This is a genomic window from Streptomyces sp. RLA131 (assembly GCF_056270125.1).
Window position 1 is genome coordinate 940,058 of record NZ_JBWDOQ010000002.1, and the last position, 14,202, is coordinate 954,259.

Annotated in this window: 14 protein-coding genes and 1 pseudogene; 9 read left to right on the forward strand and 6 right to left on the reverse strand. The window is 73.1% G+C overall.

Annotated elements, in window-relative coordinates:
* Positions 1–27: 27 nt before the first annotated feature.
* Positions 28–276, forward strand: a pseudogene (locus RWE79_RS05110) (aldehyde dehydrogenase family protein); the annotation flags it as partial.
* A gap of 93 nt (positions 277–369) precedes the next feature.
* Here the strand turns inward: RWE79_RS05110 and RWE79_RS05115 are convergent.
* Genes RWE79_RS05115 through RWE79_RS05130 form a run of 4 tightly spaced genes read right to left on the reverse strand, consistent with a single transcriptional unit; the run spans position 370 to position 6,222 of the window.
* Positions 370–2,571, reverse strand: coding sequence for a 3-hydroxyacyl-CoA dehydrogenase NAD-binding domain-containing protein (locus RWE79_RS05115; protein ID WP_475938808.1), 2,202 nt, complete (start codon positions 2,569–2,571; stop codon positions 370–372).
* Between the two features lie 24 nt (positions 2,572–2,595).
* Positions 2,596–3,810, reverse strand: a complete 1,215-nt coding sequence (locus RWE79_RS05120) for an acetyl-CoA C-acetyltransferase (protein WP_475938809.1) — start codon at positions 3,808–3,810, stop codon at positions 2,596–2,598.
* A gap of 34 nt (positions 3,811–3,844) precedes the next feature.
* On the reverse strand, positions 3,845–4,987 hold the full coding sequence (locus RWE79_RS05125) for an acyl-CoA dehydrogenase family protein (protein WP_475938810.1): 1,143 nt from the start codon (positions 4,985–4,987) through the stop codon (positions 3,845–3,847).
* A 56-nt stretch (positions 4,988–5,043) separates the two neighbouring features.
* Positions 5,044–6,222 (reverse strand): CaiB/BaiF CoA transferase family protein, encoded by a 1,179-nt coding sequence (locus tag RWE79_RS05130; protein WP_475938811.1) that lies wholly within the window; start codon positions 6,220–6,222, stop codon positions 5,044–5,046.
* A 153-nt stretch (positions 6,223–6,375) separates the two neighbouring features.
* Between RWE79_RS05130 and RWE79_RS05135 the strand changes: the two genes are divergently transcribed.
* Positions 6,376–6,945, forward strand: coding sequence for a TetR/AcrR family transcriptional regulator (locus RWE79_RS05135; protein ID WP_475938812.1), 570 nt, complete (start codon positions 6,376–6,378; stop codon positions 6,943–6,945).
* 19 nt (positions 6,946–6,964) lie between these two features.
* A complete protein-coding gene (locus RWE79_RS05140; RefSeq protein WP_475938813.1) occupies positions 6,965–7,567 on the forward strand; it encodes a DUF4865 family protein in 603 nt (200 codons plus the stop codon).
* 31 nt (positions 7,568–7,598) lie between these two features.
* On the opposite strand, the gene RWE79_RS05145 is transcribed toward RWE79_RS05140, so the two are convergent.
* Positions 7,599–7,970 carry a fic family toxin-antitoxin system, toxin component gene (locus RWE79_RS05145; RefSeq protein ID WP_475938814.1) on the reverse strand — a complete coding sequence of 124 codons (372 nt, stop codon included), beginning with the start codon at positions 7,968–7,970 and terminating at the stop codon, positions 7,599–7,601.
* Positions 7,967–8,194 carry a toxin-antitoxin system HicB family antitoxin gene (locus RWE79_RS05150; RefSeq protein ID WP_475938815.1) on the reverse strand — a complete coding sequence of 76 codons (228 nt, stop codon included), beginning with the start codon at positions 8,192–8,194 and terminating at the stop codon, positions 7,967–7,969. Before RWE79_RS05150 ends, RWE79_RS05145 begins: the two co-directional genes overlap by 4 nt.
* Positions 8,195–8,332: 138 nt before the next feature.
* Between RWE79_RS05150 and RWE79_RS05155 the strand changes: the two genes are divergently transcribed.
* From RWE79_RS05155 to mug, 6 genes are all read left to right on the forward strand, one after another.
* Positions 8,333–8,776, forward strand: a complete 444-nt coding sequence (locus RWE79_RS05155) for a GNAT family N-acetyltransferase (protein WP_475938816.1) — start codon at positions 8,333–8,335, stop codon at positions 8,774–8,776.
* A gap of 108 nt (positions 8,777–8,884) precedes the next feature.
* Positions 8,885–10,267, forward strand: coding sequence for a hemolysin family protein (locus tag RWE79_RS05160; protein ID WP_475938817.1), 1,383 nt, complete (start codon positions 8,885–8,887; stop codon positions 10,265–10,267).
* Complete coding sequence (locus RWE79_RS05165; RefSeq protein WP_475938818.1) at positions 10,264–11,274, forward strand: hemolysin family protein; 1,011 nt, start codon at positions 10,264–10,266, stop codon at positions 11,272–11,274. Before RWE79_RS05160 ends, RWE79_RS05165 begins: the two co-directional genes overlap by 4 nt.
* 82 nt (positions 11,275–11,356) lie before the next feature.
* The gene (locus RWE79_RS05170; RefSeq protein ID WP_475938819.1) at positions 11,357–12,127 is read left to right on the forward strand and encodes an SGNH/GDSL hydrolase family protein; all 771 of its coding nucleotides are present in this window, start codon (positions 11,357–11,359) and stop codon (positions 12,125–12,127) included.
* A gap of 80 nt (positions 12,128–12,207) precedes the next feature.
* Positions 12,208–13,638 (forward strand): adenylosuccinate lyase, encoded by a 1,431-nt coding sequence (gene purB, locus RWE79_RS05175; protein ID WP_475938820.1) that lies wholly within the window; start codon positions 12,208–12,210, stop codon positions 13,636–13,638.
* Positions 13,635–14,198, forward strand: a complete 564-nt coding sequence (mug, locus tag RWE79_RS05180; RefSeq protein WP_475945610.1) for a G/U mismatch-specific DNA glycosylase — start codon at positions 13,635–13,637, stop codon at positions 14,196–14,198. Before purB ends, mug begins: the two co-directional genes overlap by 4 nt.
* The last annotated feature ends 4 nt before the right edge of the window (positions 14,199–14,202 follow it).

A 14,202-nucleotide genomic window follows, 5' to 3' on the forward strand; every position in this document is an offset into this window, starting at 1 on the left:
CGATGGACGACGCCGCGAGCGTGGCCGCGCGCGGGCGGCGTGTCGGTCAATTCGGTGCTGGGCTTCGCGGCGGTGCCGTCGCTGCCGTTCGGCGGCTCCGGGGAGTCGGGCTTCGGCCGGATCCACGGCGACGAGGGCCTGCGCTCCTTCGCGGCCCCGCAGTCCGTCACCGTACGGCGGTTCGCGCCGCCGGTGGAGCTGACCTCGTTCGGCACCCCCCGCGAGTCGGTGCGCCGGGCCGTGGCCCCGGCCCGGGCCCTGCAGGCCCGGCGCTGACGGATCCGCCGGGCCCGGCGACGGGAACAGCGCCGACCTGGACCGCCGCCGGTCCGTGCTCGGCGCGGAGTGGCGCGGGTCCGGTGGTGCGGGTCAGGCGTCGGTGAAGGACTCGCCTCGGGCGGCCTTCTCCTCCAGCAGCCGAGGCGGGGCGAAGCGCTCCCCGTACGCGGCTGTCAGCTCCTGGGCGCGGGCGAGGAATCCGGCGGGGCCTCCGGCGTAGCCGTTGATGTACTGCAGGACGCCGCCGGTCCAGCCGGGAAAGCCGATGCCCAGCAGGGAGCCGATGTTGGCGTCGGCGACCGACGTGAGCACGCCCTCCTCCAGACAGCGCACCGCGTCCAGGGCCTCGATGAACAGCATGCGTTCCTTGAGGTCCGCCAGCGGCGGCGGGATCGCGCCCGGCCGGCCGAAGTGCTCGGCCAGGCCCGGCCACAGGCCGGTGCGCCGGCCGTCGCGGTACTCGTAGAAGCCGGCTCCGCCGCTGCGCCCGGGGCGGCCGAACTCGTCGATCATCCGGTCGATCACGGGGTCGGCGGGGTGCTCCTGCCAGGTGCCGCCGGCCTCCTCGGTCGAACGCCGGGTCTCGTCGCGGATCCGGCGCGGGAGGGTGAGGGTGAGTTCGTCCGTCAGGGAGAGCACCTTGGCCGGGTAGCCGGCCTGGGCGGCGGCCTGTTCGACGGTGGCGGCGGGCACCCCCTCGCCGATCATGGCGATGCCCTCGTTGATGAAGTGCCCGATGACGCGGGAGGTGAAGAAGCCGCGGGAGTCGTTGACCACGATGGGGGTCTTGCTGATCTGCCGGACCAGGTCGAAGGCGCGGGCCAGCGCCTGGTCGCCGGTGCGCCCGCCCTTGATGATCTCCACCAGCGGCATCCGGTCGACCGGGGAGAAGAAGTGCAGCCCGACGAAGTCCTCCGGGCGCCGGACCCCTTCGGCGAGCAGGGTGATGGGCAGCGTGGAGGTGTTGGAGCACAGCAGGGCGTCGGGGGCGAGGACGCCCTCGATCTCCTGGAAGACCTTGTGCTTGAGCGCGGGATCCTCGAAGACCGCCTCGATGACGGCGTCGCAGCCGGCCAGTTCGGCGGGGTCGGCGGCGGGGTGGATGCGGGCCAGCAGGGCGTCGCGCTGCCCGGGGGTGGTACGTCCCTTGGCGACGGCCTTGTCCAGCAGCCCGGCCGAGTAGGCCTTGCCGCGCTCGGCGGCCTCCACCGAGACGTCCTTGAGGACGACCTCGATACCGGCCCTGGCGCAGGCGTAGGCGATGCCGGCGCCCATCATGCCGGCGCCCAGGACGGCGGCCCGGGTCACCGGGCGGGAGGGGATGCCGGCCGGGCGGCCGGCACCGGAGTTGACGGCCTGGAGGTCGAAGAAGAACGCCTGGATCATGTTCTTGGCGGTCTGCCCGGTGACCAGCTCGGTGAAGTAGCGGGCCTCGATGACGAAGGCGGTGTCGATGTCCACCTGGGCGCCCTCGACGGCGGCGGCCAGGATGTTGCGCGGCGCCGGGTAGGGGGCGCCGCCCAGCTGCTTCTTCAGGTTGGCCGGGAAGGCCGGCAGGTTGGCGGCGAAGGCGGGGGTGCCGGGGGTGCCGCCGGGGATGCGGTATCCCTTGACGTCCCACGGCTGCCGGCTCTCCGGGTGGGCGTCGATGAACGCCCTTGCCCTGGCCAGCAGTTCGTCGCGGTCGGCGGCGACCTCGTGGATCAGTCCGGCGTCCCGGGCCCGGACCGGGCTGTACTGGCGGCCCTCCAGCAGCACGGTGAGCAGGGCGTCGGTGATGCCCAGCAGACGTACCGTACGGGTCACTCCCCCGCCGGCGGGCAGCAGGCCGAGGGTGACCTCGGGCAGGCCGATCCGGGTACCGGGTGCGTCGAGCGCGATCCGGTGGTGGCAGGCCAGCGCGATCTCGTAACCCCCGCCCAGCGCGCTGCCGTTGATGGCGGCCACCACGGGCTTGCCGAGGGTTTCCAGCCGGCGCAGGGCCGCCTTGACGCGCTGCCCGGCGGCGAAGGCGCGCCCGGCCTCGGCGGGGCCGACGGCGATCAGGTCGCGCAGGTCGCCGCCGGCGAAGAAGGTCTTCTTGGCGGAGGTGACGATGACGCCCCTGATGCCGTCGGCCGCCGCCTCCAGACGGTCGACGGTGGCGTCCAGGGAGTCCGCGAACGCCTCGTTCATGGTGTTGGCGGACTGGTCGGGGTCGTCCAGGACGAGGGTCACGACGGAGTCGTTGCCGGTGCCGTCGTCGCCGGGCGACTGCTCCCAGCGGATGGTGCGGCTCTCGTTGATGGCCATGGGTGGTGGTCTCCTGAGGGGTGGTCAGAGGCGTTCGACGACGGTGGCGATGCCCATCCCGCCGCCGACGCACAGCGTGGCGAGCCCGTACCGCAGGTCGCGGCGCTCCAGTTCGTCGACGAGGGTGCCCAGGATCATCGCCCCGGTGGCGCCCAGCGGGTGGCCCAGGGCGATGGCGCCGCCGTTGACGTTGACCCGGTCCCGGTCCAGGCCCAGGTCCTTGACGAAGCGCAGTACGACGGCGGCGAAGGCCTCGTTGATCTCGACCAGGTCGATGTCGCCGACGGTCAGGCCGGCCTTGGCGAGGGCCTTGCGGCTGGCGGGCGCCGGGCCGGTGAGCATGATGGTCGGGTCGGATCCGGAGACCGCGGCGGAGACGATCCGGGCGCGCGGGGTCAGTCCGTGGCGCGCGCCCGCCTCGCGGTTGCCGATGGCGACCAGGGCAGCCCCGTCGACGATGCCGGAGGAGTTCCCGGCGTGGTGGACGTGGTCGATCCGCTCGATCCAGTGGTACTTCTGCAGGGCGACGGCGTCGAAGCCGCCTGCCTCGCCGACGGCGGCGAAGGAGGGCTTGAGCGCGGCCAGGCTCTCCGCGGTGGTGCCGGGGCGGAGGTGCTCGTCACGGTCCAGGACGAGCAGGCCGTTGCGGTCCAGGACGGGGACGACGGACCGGTCGAAGCGGCCGTCCTTCCAGGCCTGGGCCGCGCGGGCCTGGGACTCGGCGGCGTAGGAGTCCACGTCGTGGCGGGAGAAGCCCTCGATGGTGGCGATGAGGTCGGCGCCGATGCCCTGCGGGACGAAGCCGGTGGTGAAGTTGGTCATCGGGTCCAGGGCCCACGCGCCGCCGTCGGAGCCCATCGGGACGCGGGACATGGACTCCACGCCGCCGGCCAGCACCAGGTCCTCCCAGCCGGAACGGACCTTGGCGGCGGCCATGTTGACCGCCTCCAGACCGGAGGCGCAGAAGCGGTTCTCCTGGACCCCGGCGACGGTGTCGGGCAGTCCGGCCGCGATGGCGGCGGTCCTGGCGATGTCCGAGCCCTGGTCGCCCACCGGGGTGACCACACCGAGCACGATGTCGTCGATGCCGGCCGGGTCCAGGTCCGGGAAGCGGCGCCGCAGTTCGGCGATGAGTCCGGTGACCAGGTCGACGGGTTTGGTGCCGTGCAGGGAGCCGTTGGCCTTTCCGCGCCCGCGGGGGGTGCGGATGGCCTCGTAGACGTAGGCTTCGGTGCTCAACGTCGGGTGCCTTTCGTGAGGGTGCAGGAGCGGGTCAGCCGAGCAGGGACCGGCCGATGATCTCCTTCATGATTTCGGTGGTGCCGCCGTAGATGGTCCGGATACGGCCGTCGGTGAACGCCCTGGCGATCGGATACTCCGTCATATAGCCGTATCCGCCGTGCAGTTGCAGGCAGCGGTCGGCGACCCGCTTCTCCAGTTCGGTGGCCCACCACTTGGCCATGGAGGCATGGACCGCGTCCAGCCGGCCGGCGACGTGCTCGGTGACACAGCGGTCGACGAAGCTGCGGGTGACCGCGCACTCGGTGGCCATCTCGGCGATCTCGAAGCGCACATGCTGCAACTCGGCGATGGGCCGGCCGAAGGCCTCGCGCTCCTTGACGTAGGCCGTCGTCAGGCCGAGCAGGTGCTCGGCGGTCGCGGCCGCCGCCACCGCGATGGTGAGGCGTTCCTGGGCGAGGTTGGCCATGAGGTGGAAGAAGGCCTCGTTCTCGGCTCCGAGCCGGTTGGCCTTGGGCACCCGTACGTCGGTGAAGAACAACTCGGCGGTGTCCTGGGCCTTCTGGCCGATCTTGTCGAGGTTGCGGCCGCGCTCGAAGCCGGGCATGCCGCGTTCGACGACCAGCAGGCTCAGGACGCGCGCGCCGCCCTCGGGCGTGGTGCGGGCGACCACCACGACCAGGTCGGCGAGGATGCCGTTGGATATGAAGGTCTTGGTGCCGTTGAGCAGATAGCTGTCGCCGTCGTCGGTGGCGGTGGTCCTGATGCCCTGGAGGTCGGAGCCGGCGCCCGGTTCGGTCATGGCGATGGCGGTGATCGTCTCGCCGGCGCAGTAGCCGGGCAGCCAGCGCTGTTTCTGCTCCGCCGTGGCCAGCCCGGTCAGATAGGGGCCGACGATGTCGTTGTGCAGGCCGAGGGCGAGCCCGTGGGCACCCGCGCGGGCGAACTCCTCGCCGATCACGGCCGCGTAGCGGAAGTCGCCGGTGCCGCCGCCCCCGTACTCCTCGGGGACGGTGAGGCCCAGCAGTCCCTGACGGCCGGCCGCCAGCCAGGCCTCGCGGTCGACGATGCCGGCCGTCTCCCACCGCGCGTGGTGCGGAAGGACCTCCTTGGCCAGGAAGGCGCGTACCGACTCGCGGAACGCCTCGTGCTCCGCGGTGAAGATCTCGCGCCGCATGCTGGTCTCCTGGTGGTGTCGGGCGTCGTCACGGCGGCCTGGCGCAGGACCTGCCATCAGGCCCCGGCCCCGGTCTCGGGGAAGCCGGGGTCCGGGAAGCCGGGGTCCGGTACGTCCCAGTCGCGGGCGACCTCGGCGGTATGCGCGCCGGGGGTGGCCGGCGGGCGGCGCAGGCTGCCGGGGGTGACGGAGAAGCGCGGCGCGGGGGCCGGCTGGACGACCCCGCCCGCCTCGGTGAAGGTTCCCCGGGCCACCAGATGCGGGTGGCCGGCCGCCTCGGCCAGCGAGAGCACCGGGGCCACGCAGGCGTCACTGTCGCCGTATGTGAGCGTCCACTCCTGGCGGGTACGGGACTTGAAGCGGGCGGCGATGAGCGAGCGCAGCTCGCCCCACCGGGCGAGGTCCCCGCGGTCCGGCGCGTCCTCGGGCAGGCCCAGCAGACGGACGAACTCGGCGTAGAAGCCCGGCTCCAGCGCGCCGACCGCCATCCAGCCGCCGTCGGCGGTCTCGTAGCAGGCGTAGTAGGGGCAGCCGCCGTCCAGGAGGTTGGTGCCCCGGCGGTCGTGCCAGGCGCCGGCCGCCACCATGCCGCGGATCATGGCCTGCAGATGGGCCGTGCCGTCGACGATCGCGGCGTCCACGACCTGCCCGGTGCCGGTGGCGCGGGCGTGGTGGAGGGCGGCCAGGACACCGGTCACCAGGTACAGGGAGCCTCCGGCGTAGTCGCCGAGCAGGTTCGCCGGGATGGCCGGGGGCCCGTCGGGCGGACCGATCATGCCCAGGGCGCCGGCCACGGCGACATAGCCGATGTCGTGGCCGGCCCGGGGGGCGAGCGGGCCGTCCTGGCCCCAGCCGGTCATCCGTCCGTAGACCAGCCGGGGGTTGCGGGCCAGGCAGGCGTCCGGTCCGACGCCCAGTCGTTCCGCGACGCCGGGTCGGTTGCCCTCCAGCAGCACATCGGCGCGGGCGGCCAGGCGCAGCACCCGCTCCGGGCCGTCGGCGGACTTCAGGTCGATCACGACCGAGCGCTTGTTGCGGTTGGTGACGTCCAGCGCCGGGTCGACGCCGAGCCGTGCCCCGCCGGGCCGGTCGACCCGGACCACGTCGGCTCCGAGGTCGGCCAGGAGCATGGCGGCGAAGGGGGCCGGTCCGATCCCGGCCAGTTCGACCACGCGCACTCCGGCGAGCGGGCCGGGGAGGTCCGCCGCCGCAGTGTCCGTTCGCTCCTGTGTCATCGGACCTCCGCCCATGAGCGTGACAGTAATGGTGTAACACTGGAGATGTTACGAATCCTGGGGGCGGTTGACAAGACTCCGGGCAGGAGAGCGGAACGCGTCGCACCCGGACGGCACTTGAGCTCTGTACCTACTAGTATGTACAGTCGACCCATGGAGAGCACGGAGACCGCCGACCGCCTGATCGAGAGCACCCGGGAACTGCTGTGGGAGCGCGGATACGTGGGCACCAGTCCCAGGGCGATCCAGCAGCGGGCCGGGGTGGGCCAGGGCAGCATGTACCACCACTTCGCCGGCAAACCCGATCTCGCGCTGGCCGCCGTCCGGCGCACCGCCGAGGAGCTGCGGGCCGTGGCCGAAACCCAGTTCGCCGCGCCGGGCACGGCCGTCGAGCGCGTCACCGGCTATCTGCTGCGCGAGCGCGACGTACTGCGCGGCTGCCCGGTCGGCCGGCTGACCCAGGATCCCGACATCGTCGCCAGCCCCGAGCTGCGCCGCCCGGTCGAGGAGACCTTCGACTGGCTGCGGCGGCGCCTGGCGTCCGTACTGGCCGAGGGAGCGGAGCGCGGCGAGCTGGACGCGCGCCTGGACCCGGCCGACACGGCGGCGGCACTCGTCGCCGTCCTTCAGGGCGGCTACGTCCTGGCCCGCGCCGCCGGGTCCGCGGAGCCGTTCGACCGGGCCGTGCGGGGCGCACTCGCCCTGCTGGCCGCGTCCGCCTAGGAGACAGGGGTTCGCACAGATGTACGCCATGCGGTACGGGATCACACTGCCGGCCGACTACGACATGAAGATCATCCGGGAACGGGTGGCGAGCCGGGGGCCGCTGACGGACGACTACGAGGGGCTCGGCTTCAAGGCCTACCTGGTCCGGGAGCGGGGCGTCGACGGCTCACCGGTCAACGAGTACGCGCCCTTCTACCTCTGGGAAGACACCGGCGGCATGAACCGGTTCCTGTGGGGCGGCGGCGGATTCGGCGGCATCGTCGCGGACTTCGGACGCCCGGCGGTCAGCCACTGGACCGGGGTCGCCTTCGGCCACGGCCCGCGCTACGGCACCCGGCCGCGCGGGGCGAGCCGCGTCGTGGAGCCGATCCCCGCCGGGGCGGACCCGGCGGCCGCCGTCGCCGAGGCGGCCGGCGCCTGGGAGGAACGGTCCGAGGCGGCCGGGGTGCACTCCGTCGTCCTGGCCGTCGACCCCCGGCACTGGCAGCTCGTCCGCTTCACCCTCTGGGCCGGCCCGGCGCCGGACGGCGCGGACGGCGCCCACGGCGAGCGCTACGAGGTGCTCCACCTGTCCACCCCGCACCTGGACGAGGTGCCGGTCGGCAGGCAGTGGGCCTGAGACAGCGGCCGCGCGTACCCGGGACCCCGCGCTACAGACACCAGCCCCGCAGTTCGTGCGCGATGTCGTGGACGTCGGCCGTGCCGTCCTTGACCAGCCGGGCGAGGTCACGGACCTGCTCGGGCGAGGTCGCCACCTTCAGGCCGCTGGCCACCAGGTAGGCGTAGGCGACGGCGGAGGCGAACATCACGTTGGAACGTTCGAGCGCGGGGACGTGGACGAGGAGCTGGAGGAGCGCGGCGGCCCGGTCGTGGGGCTGGGGGTAGACCGGCGCGTCGAAGACCTGGGCCTGGTGGCGGGCGACGGCGGCGAGGAGCGCGCCCCAGTCAGTGACCAGGGGGTCGCCGGGAGTGTTGTGCTCGGCGACCATGAGAAGCCAGGCAAGGTCGATGCGCAGGGTCAACGACGGCCTTCGCGGTCGGTGCCGAACTCCTCGGCGAAGACGGCCTCGTACTGCTTCATGAAGTCGGCGGCGGCCTCGACGAACGTCCGGCCGTTCTCGCCGGCGTCCTGGAGGACGAGTTGCTCGATGTATCGGTTGACACTCACGCCCCGCTGCGAGGCCCGTTCACGGGCGGTCGCGGCGGTGCTCTCGTCCACCCGCACGTTCAGCTGGGTCTTGGCCATGGTTCCATGCTAGCGCCATCGCGCTAGTGGCAACAAGGGACGCCGGTCGCACGGACGGCGGACGCGTGGCCGGGCGGCCCGTCCGGCCACGGCGAAATCCGGTGGCCCCTACCGCGCGGGCGGTGCTTGGCTGACCGAATGAGCGATCTGCGAATACGTGCCGCCACCCCCGCCGAGGCCCAGCGCGTGCTGGACTTCTGGACGTACGCGGCGGAGGGCACCAGCATCAGCGACGACGCGGACGGGGTCGCCCGGCTGATCGCCCGCGACCCGGAGGCGCTGCTGCTCGCCGAGCGGGGCGGGCCGGCCGGCCGGACCGGGCCGCTGGTCGGCACGGTGATCGCGGGTTTCGACGGCTGGCGCTGCCATCTGTACCGGCTGGCGGTGCACCCGGACCACCGCAGGCAGGGCGTGGCGACGGCGCTGCTGGAGGCGGCCGAGGAGCGGTTCACCCGGTTGGGCGGCCGGCGCGGCGACGCCATGGTGCTGGAGCGGAACGAGCGCGCGCACCAGGCCTGGAGCGCCGCCGGTTACGCGCCTGAGCAGCAGTGGCGCCGCTGGACGAAGCCGTTCACCGCCTGACGGCCACCGGCGGGGACCGGGCGCGGCCGGGCTCGGCCGGGCTCCTGTCGCCCGGCTCCGTCGCGCGTCCCCCGCCCGGTCGGCCGATCATGGGACAGAGGTGTCCCGATGACCGAAGTCCTTCTCCTGGTCGCCGCGCTGCTGCTCACCCTGGCCTGCGCGGTGTTCGTCGCGGCCGAGTTCTCGCTGACCACCGTCGAGCGGGCCGAGCTGGAGCGGGCCGAGCAGGCCGGTGAGCGGGGCGCGGGCGCCGCGCTCAAAGCCGTACGGAGCCTCACCCTCCAGCTGTCCGGGGCCCAGCTCGGCATCACCGTCACCGGACTGGTGATCGGCATGCTCGCCGAGGGCTCGGTGGGCGCGCTGCTCGGCGGGCCGCTGCGGGCCGCCGGGCTGTCGCCGTCGGCGGCGTCGTCGGTCGCGCTGGTGCTGGCCACGGCGCTGTCGACGCTCGTGCTGATGGTGGTCGGCGAGCTGGTGCCGAAGAACTGGGCGATCTCCCGCCCGCTGCCGGTGGCCAGGGCGGTCGCCGCCCCGCAGCGGGCCTTCACCGCCGCCTTCGGCCCGCTGATCCGGCATCTCAACAACACCGCCAACCGCGTTCTGCGCCGGCTCGGCATGGAGCCCGCCGAGGAGCTGGCCTCCGTCCGCAGCCCCCGGGAACTGGTCGCCATGGCCCGCCACTCCGCCGAGGAGGGCGCACTGGAGGCCGACACCGCCGAGCTGTTCGTCCGTACCCTCAAGCTCGCCGAGCTGACCGCCGAGAACGTGATGACCCCGCGCGTGCAGGTCAAGGCCCTCGACCACCGCGCCACCGCCCGGGACGTGGCCGAGGCGACCCGGACCACCGGGCTGTCCCGCTTCCCGGTGCACCGCGACAGCCTGGACGACGTCATCGGCGTCGTCCACATCAAGAACGTCCTGGCGGTGCCGGACGAGGAGCGCGACCGCACCCCGGTCACCGCCCTGGTCCAGGAGCCGCTGCTCGTCCCCGAGTCGCTGACCGTGGACCGGCTGCTGGACCGGCTGTCGGGCCCGGTGAGCATGGCCGTGGTCATCGACGAGTACGGCGGCACCGCCGGCGTCGTCACCCTGGAGGACATCGTCGAGGAGGTCGTCGGCGAGGTCCGCGACGAACACGACCCCGACGAGGTCCCCGACCTGGCGCTGCTGCGCAGGGACGCCGACGGGCGGCGGGTCTACGACGCCGACGGGGCCGCCCGCACCGACCGGCTGGCGGAGATCGGCCTGCGCACGCCGGAGGGACCGTACGAGACGCTGGCCGGTCTGGTCGCCCACCAGCTGGGCCGGATCCCGGCGACCGGCGACACCGCCGAGTCGGACGGCTGGCTGATCGAGGTCACCGATGACACCGGACACCGCGCGGCCCGGGTCCGGCTGGTGTCACCCAAGCCCCGGCAGGACCCGCGGCAGGACCGCCGGCACGGCCCTCGCGACGACCCCCGGCGCGACCCCCGGGAGAGCGCTCGATGACCGCCCTCCAGCTGTTCGTCGCCGCGCTGACCCTGGTCGTCAACGCCTTCTTCGTCGGCGCCGAGTTCGCCATGATCTCCGTACGCCGCAGCCAGATCGAGCCGCGTGCGCAGGCCGGGGAACGCGGCGCGCGCAACGTGCTGTGGGGGCTGCAGCACCTCTCGCCGCTGCTGGCCGCCGCCCAGCTGGGCATCACCCTGTGCACGCTGGTGCTGGGCGCGGTCGCCGAACCGGCCATCGCCCATCTGCTCGAACCGGTCTTCCACGCCCTGGGGGTGCCGGACGGTCTGATCGATCCGATCGCCTTCGTCATCGCCCTGGCGGTGGCGACCTATCTGCACATGCTGTTCGGCGAGATGGTGCCGAAGAACATCGCGCTGGCGGATCCGGAACGCGCCGCCCTGCTGCTGGGCCCCCCGCTGGTGACCACGGCACGGGCACTGCGGCCGGTCATCATCGCCGTCAACGCCTTCGCCAACACGCTGCTGCGGCTGCTGCGCGTGGAGCCCAAGGACGAGATCACCGCGGCCTTCTCGGACGACGAGCTGTCCCGGATGGTGACCGACGCCGGCCAGGCCGGGCTGCTGGACGAGCGTGCCGCGCTGCGCCTGCATGACGCGCTTGAGCTGGGCCGGCGCCCGGTCGGCGAGGTCGTACGGTCGCCGGAGCATGTCGTACGGGCGCCGTTCGGCATCACGCCCGAGGGCCTGGAACGGCTGGCGGCGTCCTCCGGCTACTCACGCTTCCCGGTGGCCGACGCCGACGGGAAGGTGCTGGGATATCTGCACGTCAAGGACGCCCTGGACACCCAGCCCAGGGACCGGCCCTTCCCCCGCCCGGCGCTGCGCCGGATCACCCGGGTCCGGGCGGCCACCCCGCTGGACGACGTGCTGGCGGCGATGCGGGCCAGCAGCGCCCATCTGGCGGCCGTGGTGGACGAGCAGGGGCGCGGCATCGGCCTGGTGACGATGGAGGACGTGCTCAAGGAGCTCGTCGGCACCCTGTAGAGCACCCGCTGGAACACCCGACGGGGCACCGGCGGACCACCGGCGGACCACTGCCGGACCAACGGGTAACATCGCCTCCGCCATGGAGATGAACACCACGTACACCAGCTTTGTCGCGCTCGGCGACTCCTTCACCGAGGGGATGTCCGACGGACTCCCCGACGGCACCTACCGGGGCTGGGCCGACCTCCTGGCCGCCCGGCTCGCCGCGCGCACCGAGGGTTTCCGCTACGCGAACCTCGCGGTGCGCGGCAAGCTCATCCGCCAGATCGCGGACGAGCAGGTCGAGCCGGCCGCCGCGATGAGCGCGGACCTGGTGACGCTGGTCGGCGGGCTCAACGACACCCTGCGTCCCAAGTGCGACGTGGACGAGGTCTGCGCCCTGCTGGAGCGCTCCGTGGAGCGGCTGGCGCCGAGCTGCAAGCAGCTGGTGCTGATGCGCAGCCCGATCCGGCGCGGACCGGTCGCCGCCCGCTTCCTGCCGCGCATGACGCAGCTGTTCTCCTTCATCGACGAGCTGGCCGAACGGCACGGGGCCCTGGTGGTCGACCTGTACGGCGCGCAGACCCTCGGCGACCGGCGGATGTGGGACGAGGACCGGCTGCACCTCAACGCCGAGGGCCACCGCCGGGTCGCCGAGGCGGTCTGGCAGACCCTCGGCCACGCCGCAGAGTCCGACTGGACCGGGGTGCTGCCCGGCGCCGTGCCACCCGCCTGGCTCGCCCGCCGGGCCGCCGATCTGCGCTTCACCCGGCAGCACCTGGTGCCCTGGATAGGCCGCCGCCTCACCGGCCGCTCCTCGGGCGACGGGATGGCGCCCAAGCGCGGCGAGCTGCTGCCGTACGAGGGCTGAGGCACCGCCCCCGGCCTTGCTACCCGCGTAGACCTGGGCCGTGGGCTGACCTGCGCCGATGGACAGTAGACTCTCGATACGTGACGAAGCCCCGCATCCCCAATGTCCTGGCCGGCCGCTACGCCTCCACGGAGCTGGCCACCCTGTGGTCCCCCGAGCAGAAGGTGGTTTTGGAGCGCCGCCTCTGGCTCGCCGTACTGCGGGCCCAGAAGGACCTGGGCATCGAGGTCCCGGACCAGGCGATCGCCGACTACGAGCGGGTGCTGGAGCAGGTCGACCTCGGCTCCATCGCCGAGCGCGAGAAGGTCACCCGGCACGACGTCAAGGCCCGCATCGAGGAGTTCAACGCCCTCGCCGGCCATGAGCACGTCCACAAGGGCATGACCTCGCGCGACCTCACCGAGAACGTCGAGCAGCTGCAGATCCGGCTCTCCCTGGAGCATGTCCGCGACCGCACGGTGGCCGTCCTCACCCGGCTCGGCAAGCTCTCCGCCGAGTACGCCGAGCTGGTCATGGCCGGTCGCTCGCACAACGTCGCCGCCCAGACCACCACCTTGGGCAAGCGCTTCGCGACCACGGCCGACGAGCTGCTGGTGGCCTTCGAGCGGATCGAGGACCTGCTCGGCCGCTACCCGTTGCGCGGCATCAAGGGCCCGGTCGGCACCGCCCAGGACATGCTGGACCTGCTGGGCGGCGACACCGCGAAGCTGGCGGAGCTGGAGCGGCGGATCGCCGCCCACCTCGGCTTCTCCCGCACCTTCATCTCGGTGGGCCAGGTCTACCCGCGCTCCCTGGACTACGACGCCGTCACCGCGCTGGTGCAACTGGCCGCCGCGCCCTCGTCGCTGGCCAAGACGATCCGGCTGATGGCCGGACACGAGCTGGTCACCGAGGGCTTCAAGCCCGGCCAGGTCGGCTCGTCGGCGATGCCGCACAAGATGAACACCCGGTCCTGCGAGCGGGTCAACGGCCTCGCCGTCATCCTGCGCGGCTACGCCTCCATGGTCGGCGAGCTCGCCGGCGACCAGTGGAACGAGGGCGACGTCTCCTGCTCCGTGGTCCGCCGGGTCGCCCTTCCCGACGCCTTCTTCGCCTTCGACGGCCTCCTGGAGACCTTCCTCACGGTGCTGGACGAGTTCGGCGCCTTCCCCGCCGTCGTCGCCCGCGAACTCGACCGCTACCTGCCCTTCCTGGCCACCACCAAGGTCCTGATGGGCGCGGTCCGGGCCGGCGTCGGCCGCGAGCTCGCCCACGAGGTCATCAAGGAGCACGCCGTCGCGTCCGCGCTGGCCATGCGCGAGAAGGGCGCCGAGCGCAACGAGCTCCTCGACCGCCTCGCCGAGGACGAGCGCATCCCCCTGGACCGCGCACAGCTCGACGCCCTCATGGCCGACCGGCTGTCCTTCACCGGCGCCGCCGCCGACCAGGTGGCCGAGGTCGTCCGCCGCATCGGCGCCGTCGCCGAGCGGCACCCGCAGGCCGCCTCCTACGTCCCGGGGGCGATCCTCTGACCTCGTTCACCAAGGAGCAGCTGCTCGCCGCCCGCGACCGCACCATCGACGATGTCGTCGCGGGCGGCCTGCGGGTGCTCTTCTGCGGTATCAACCCCGGCCTGATGTCCGCCGCCACCGGCCATCACTTCGCCCGGCCCGGCAACCGCTTCTGGCCGGTGCTCCACGCCTCCGGCTTCACCCCCCGTCTCCTGCGGCCGGCGGAGCAGGCCGAACTGCTGTCGTACCGGCTCGGCATCACCAATGTCGCCGCCCGGGCCACGGCCCGGGCGGACGAACTGGGCGACGAGGAGCTGCGCGAGGGCGGACGCCTCCTCGTCGCCACCGTCGAGCGGTACCGGCCGGCCTGGCTGGCGGTGGTCGGGGTCACCGCCTACCGCGTCGCCTTCGGCGACCGCAAGGCCGCGATCGGGCGGCAGGAGCGGACCATCGGCACCACCCGGGTATGGGCGCTGCCCAACCCCAGCGGTCTCAACGCCCACTGGACCACCGCCACCATGGCCGAGGAGTACGCCCGCCTGCGCGTGGCCGCCGACGCGGCCCAGCCAGGCCCTGTCTGACGCT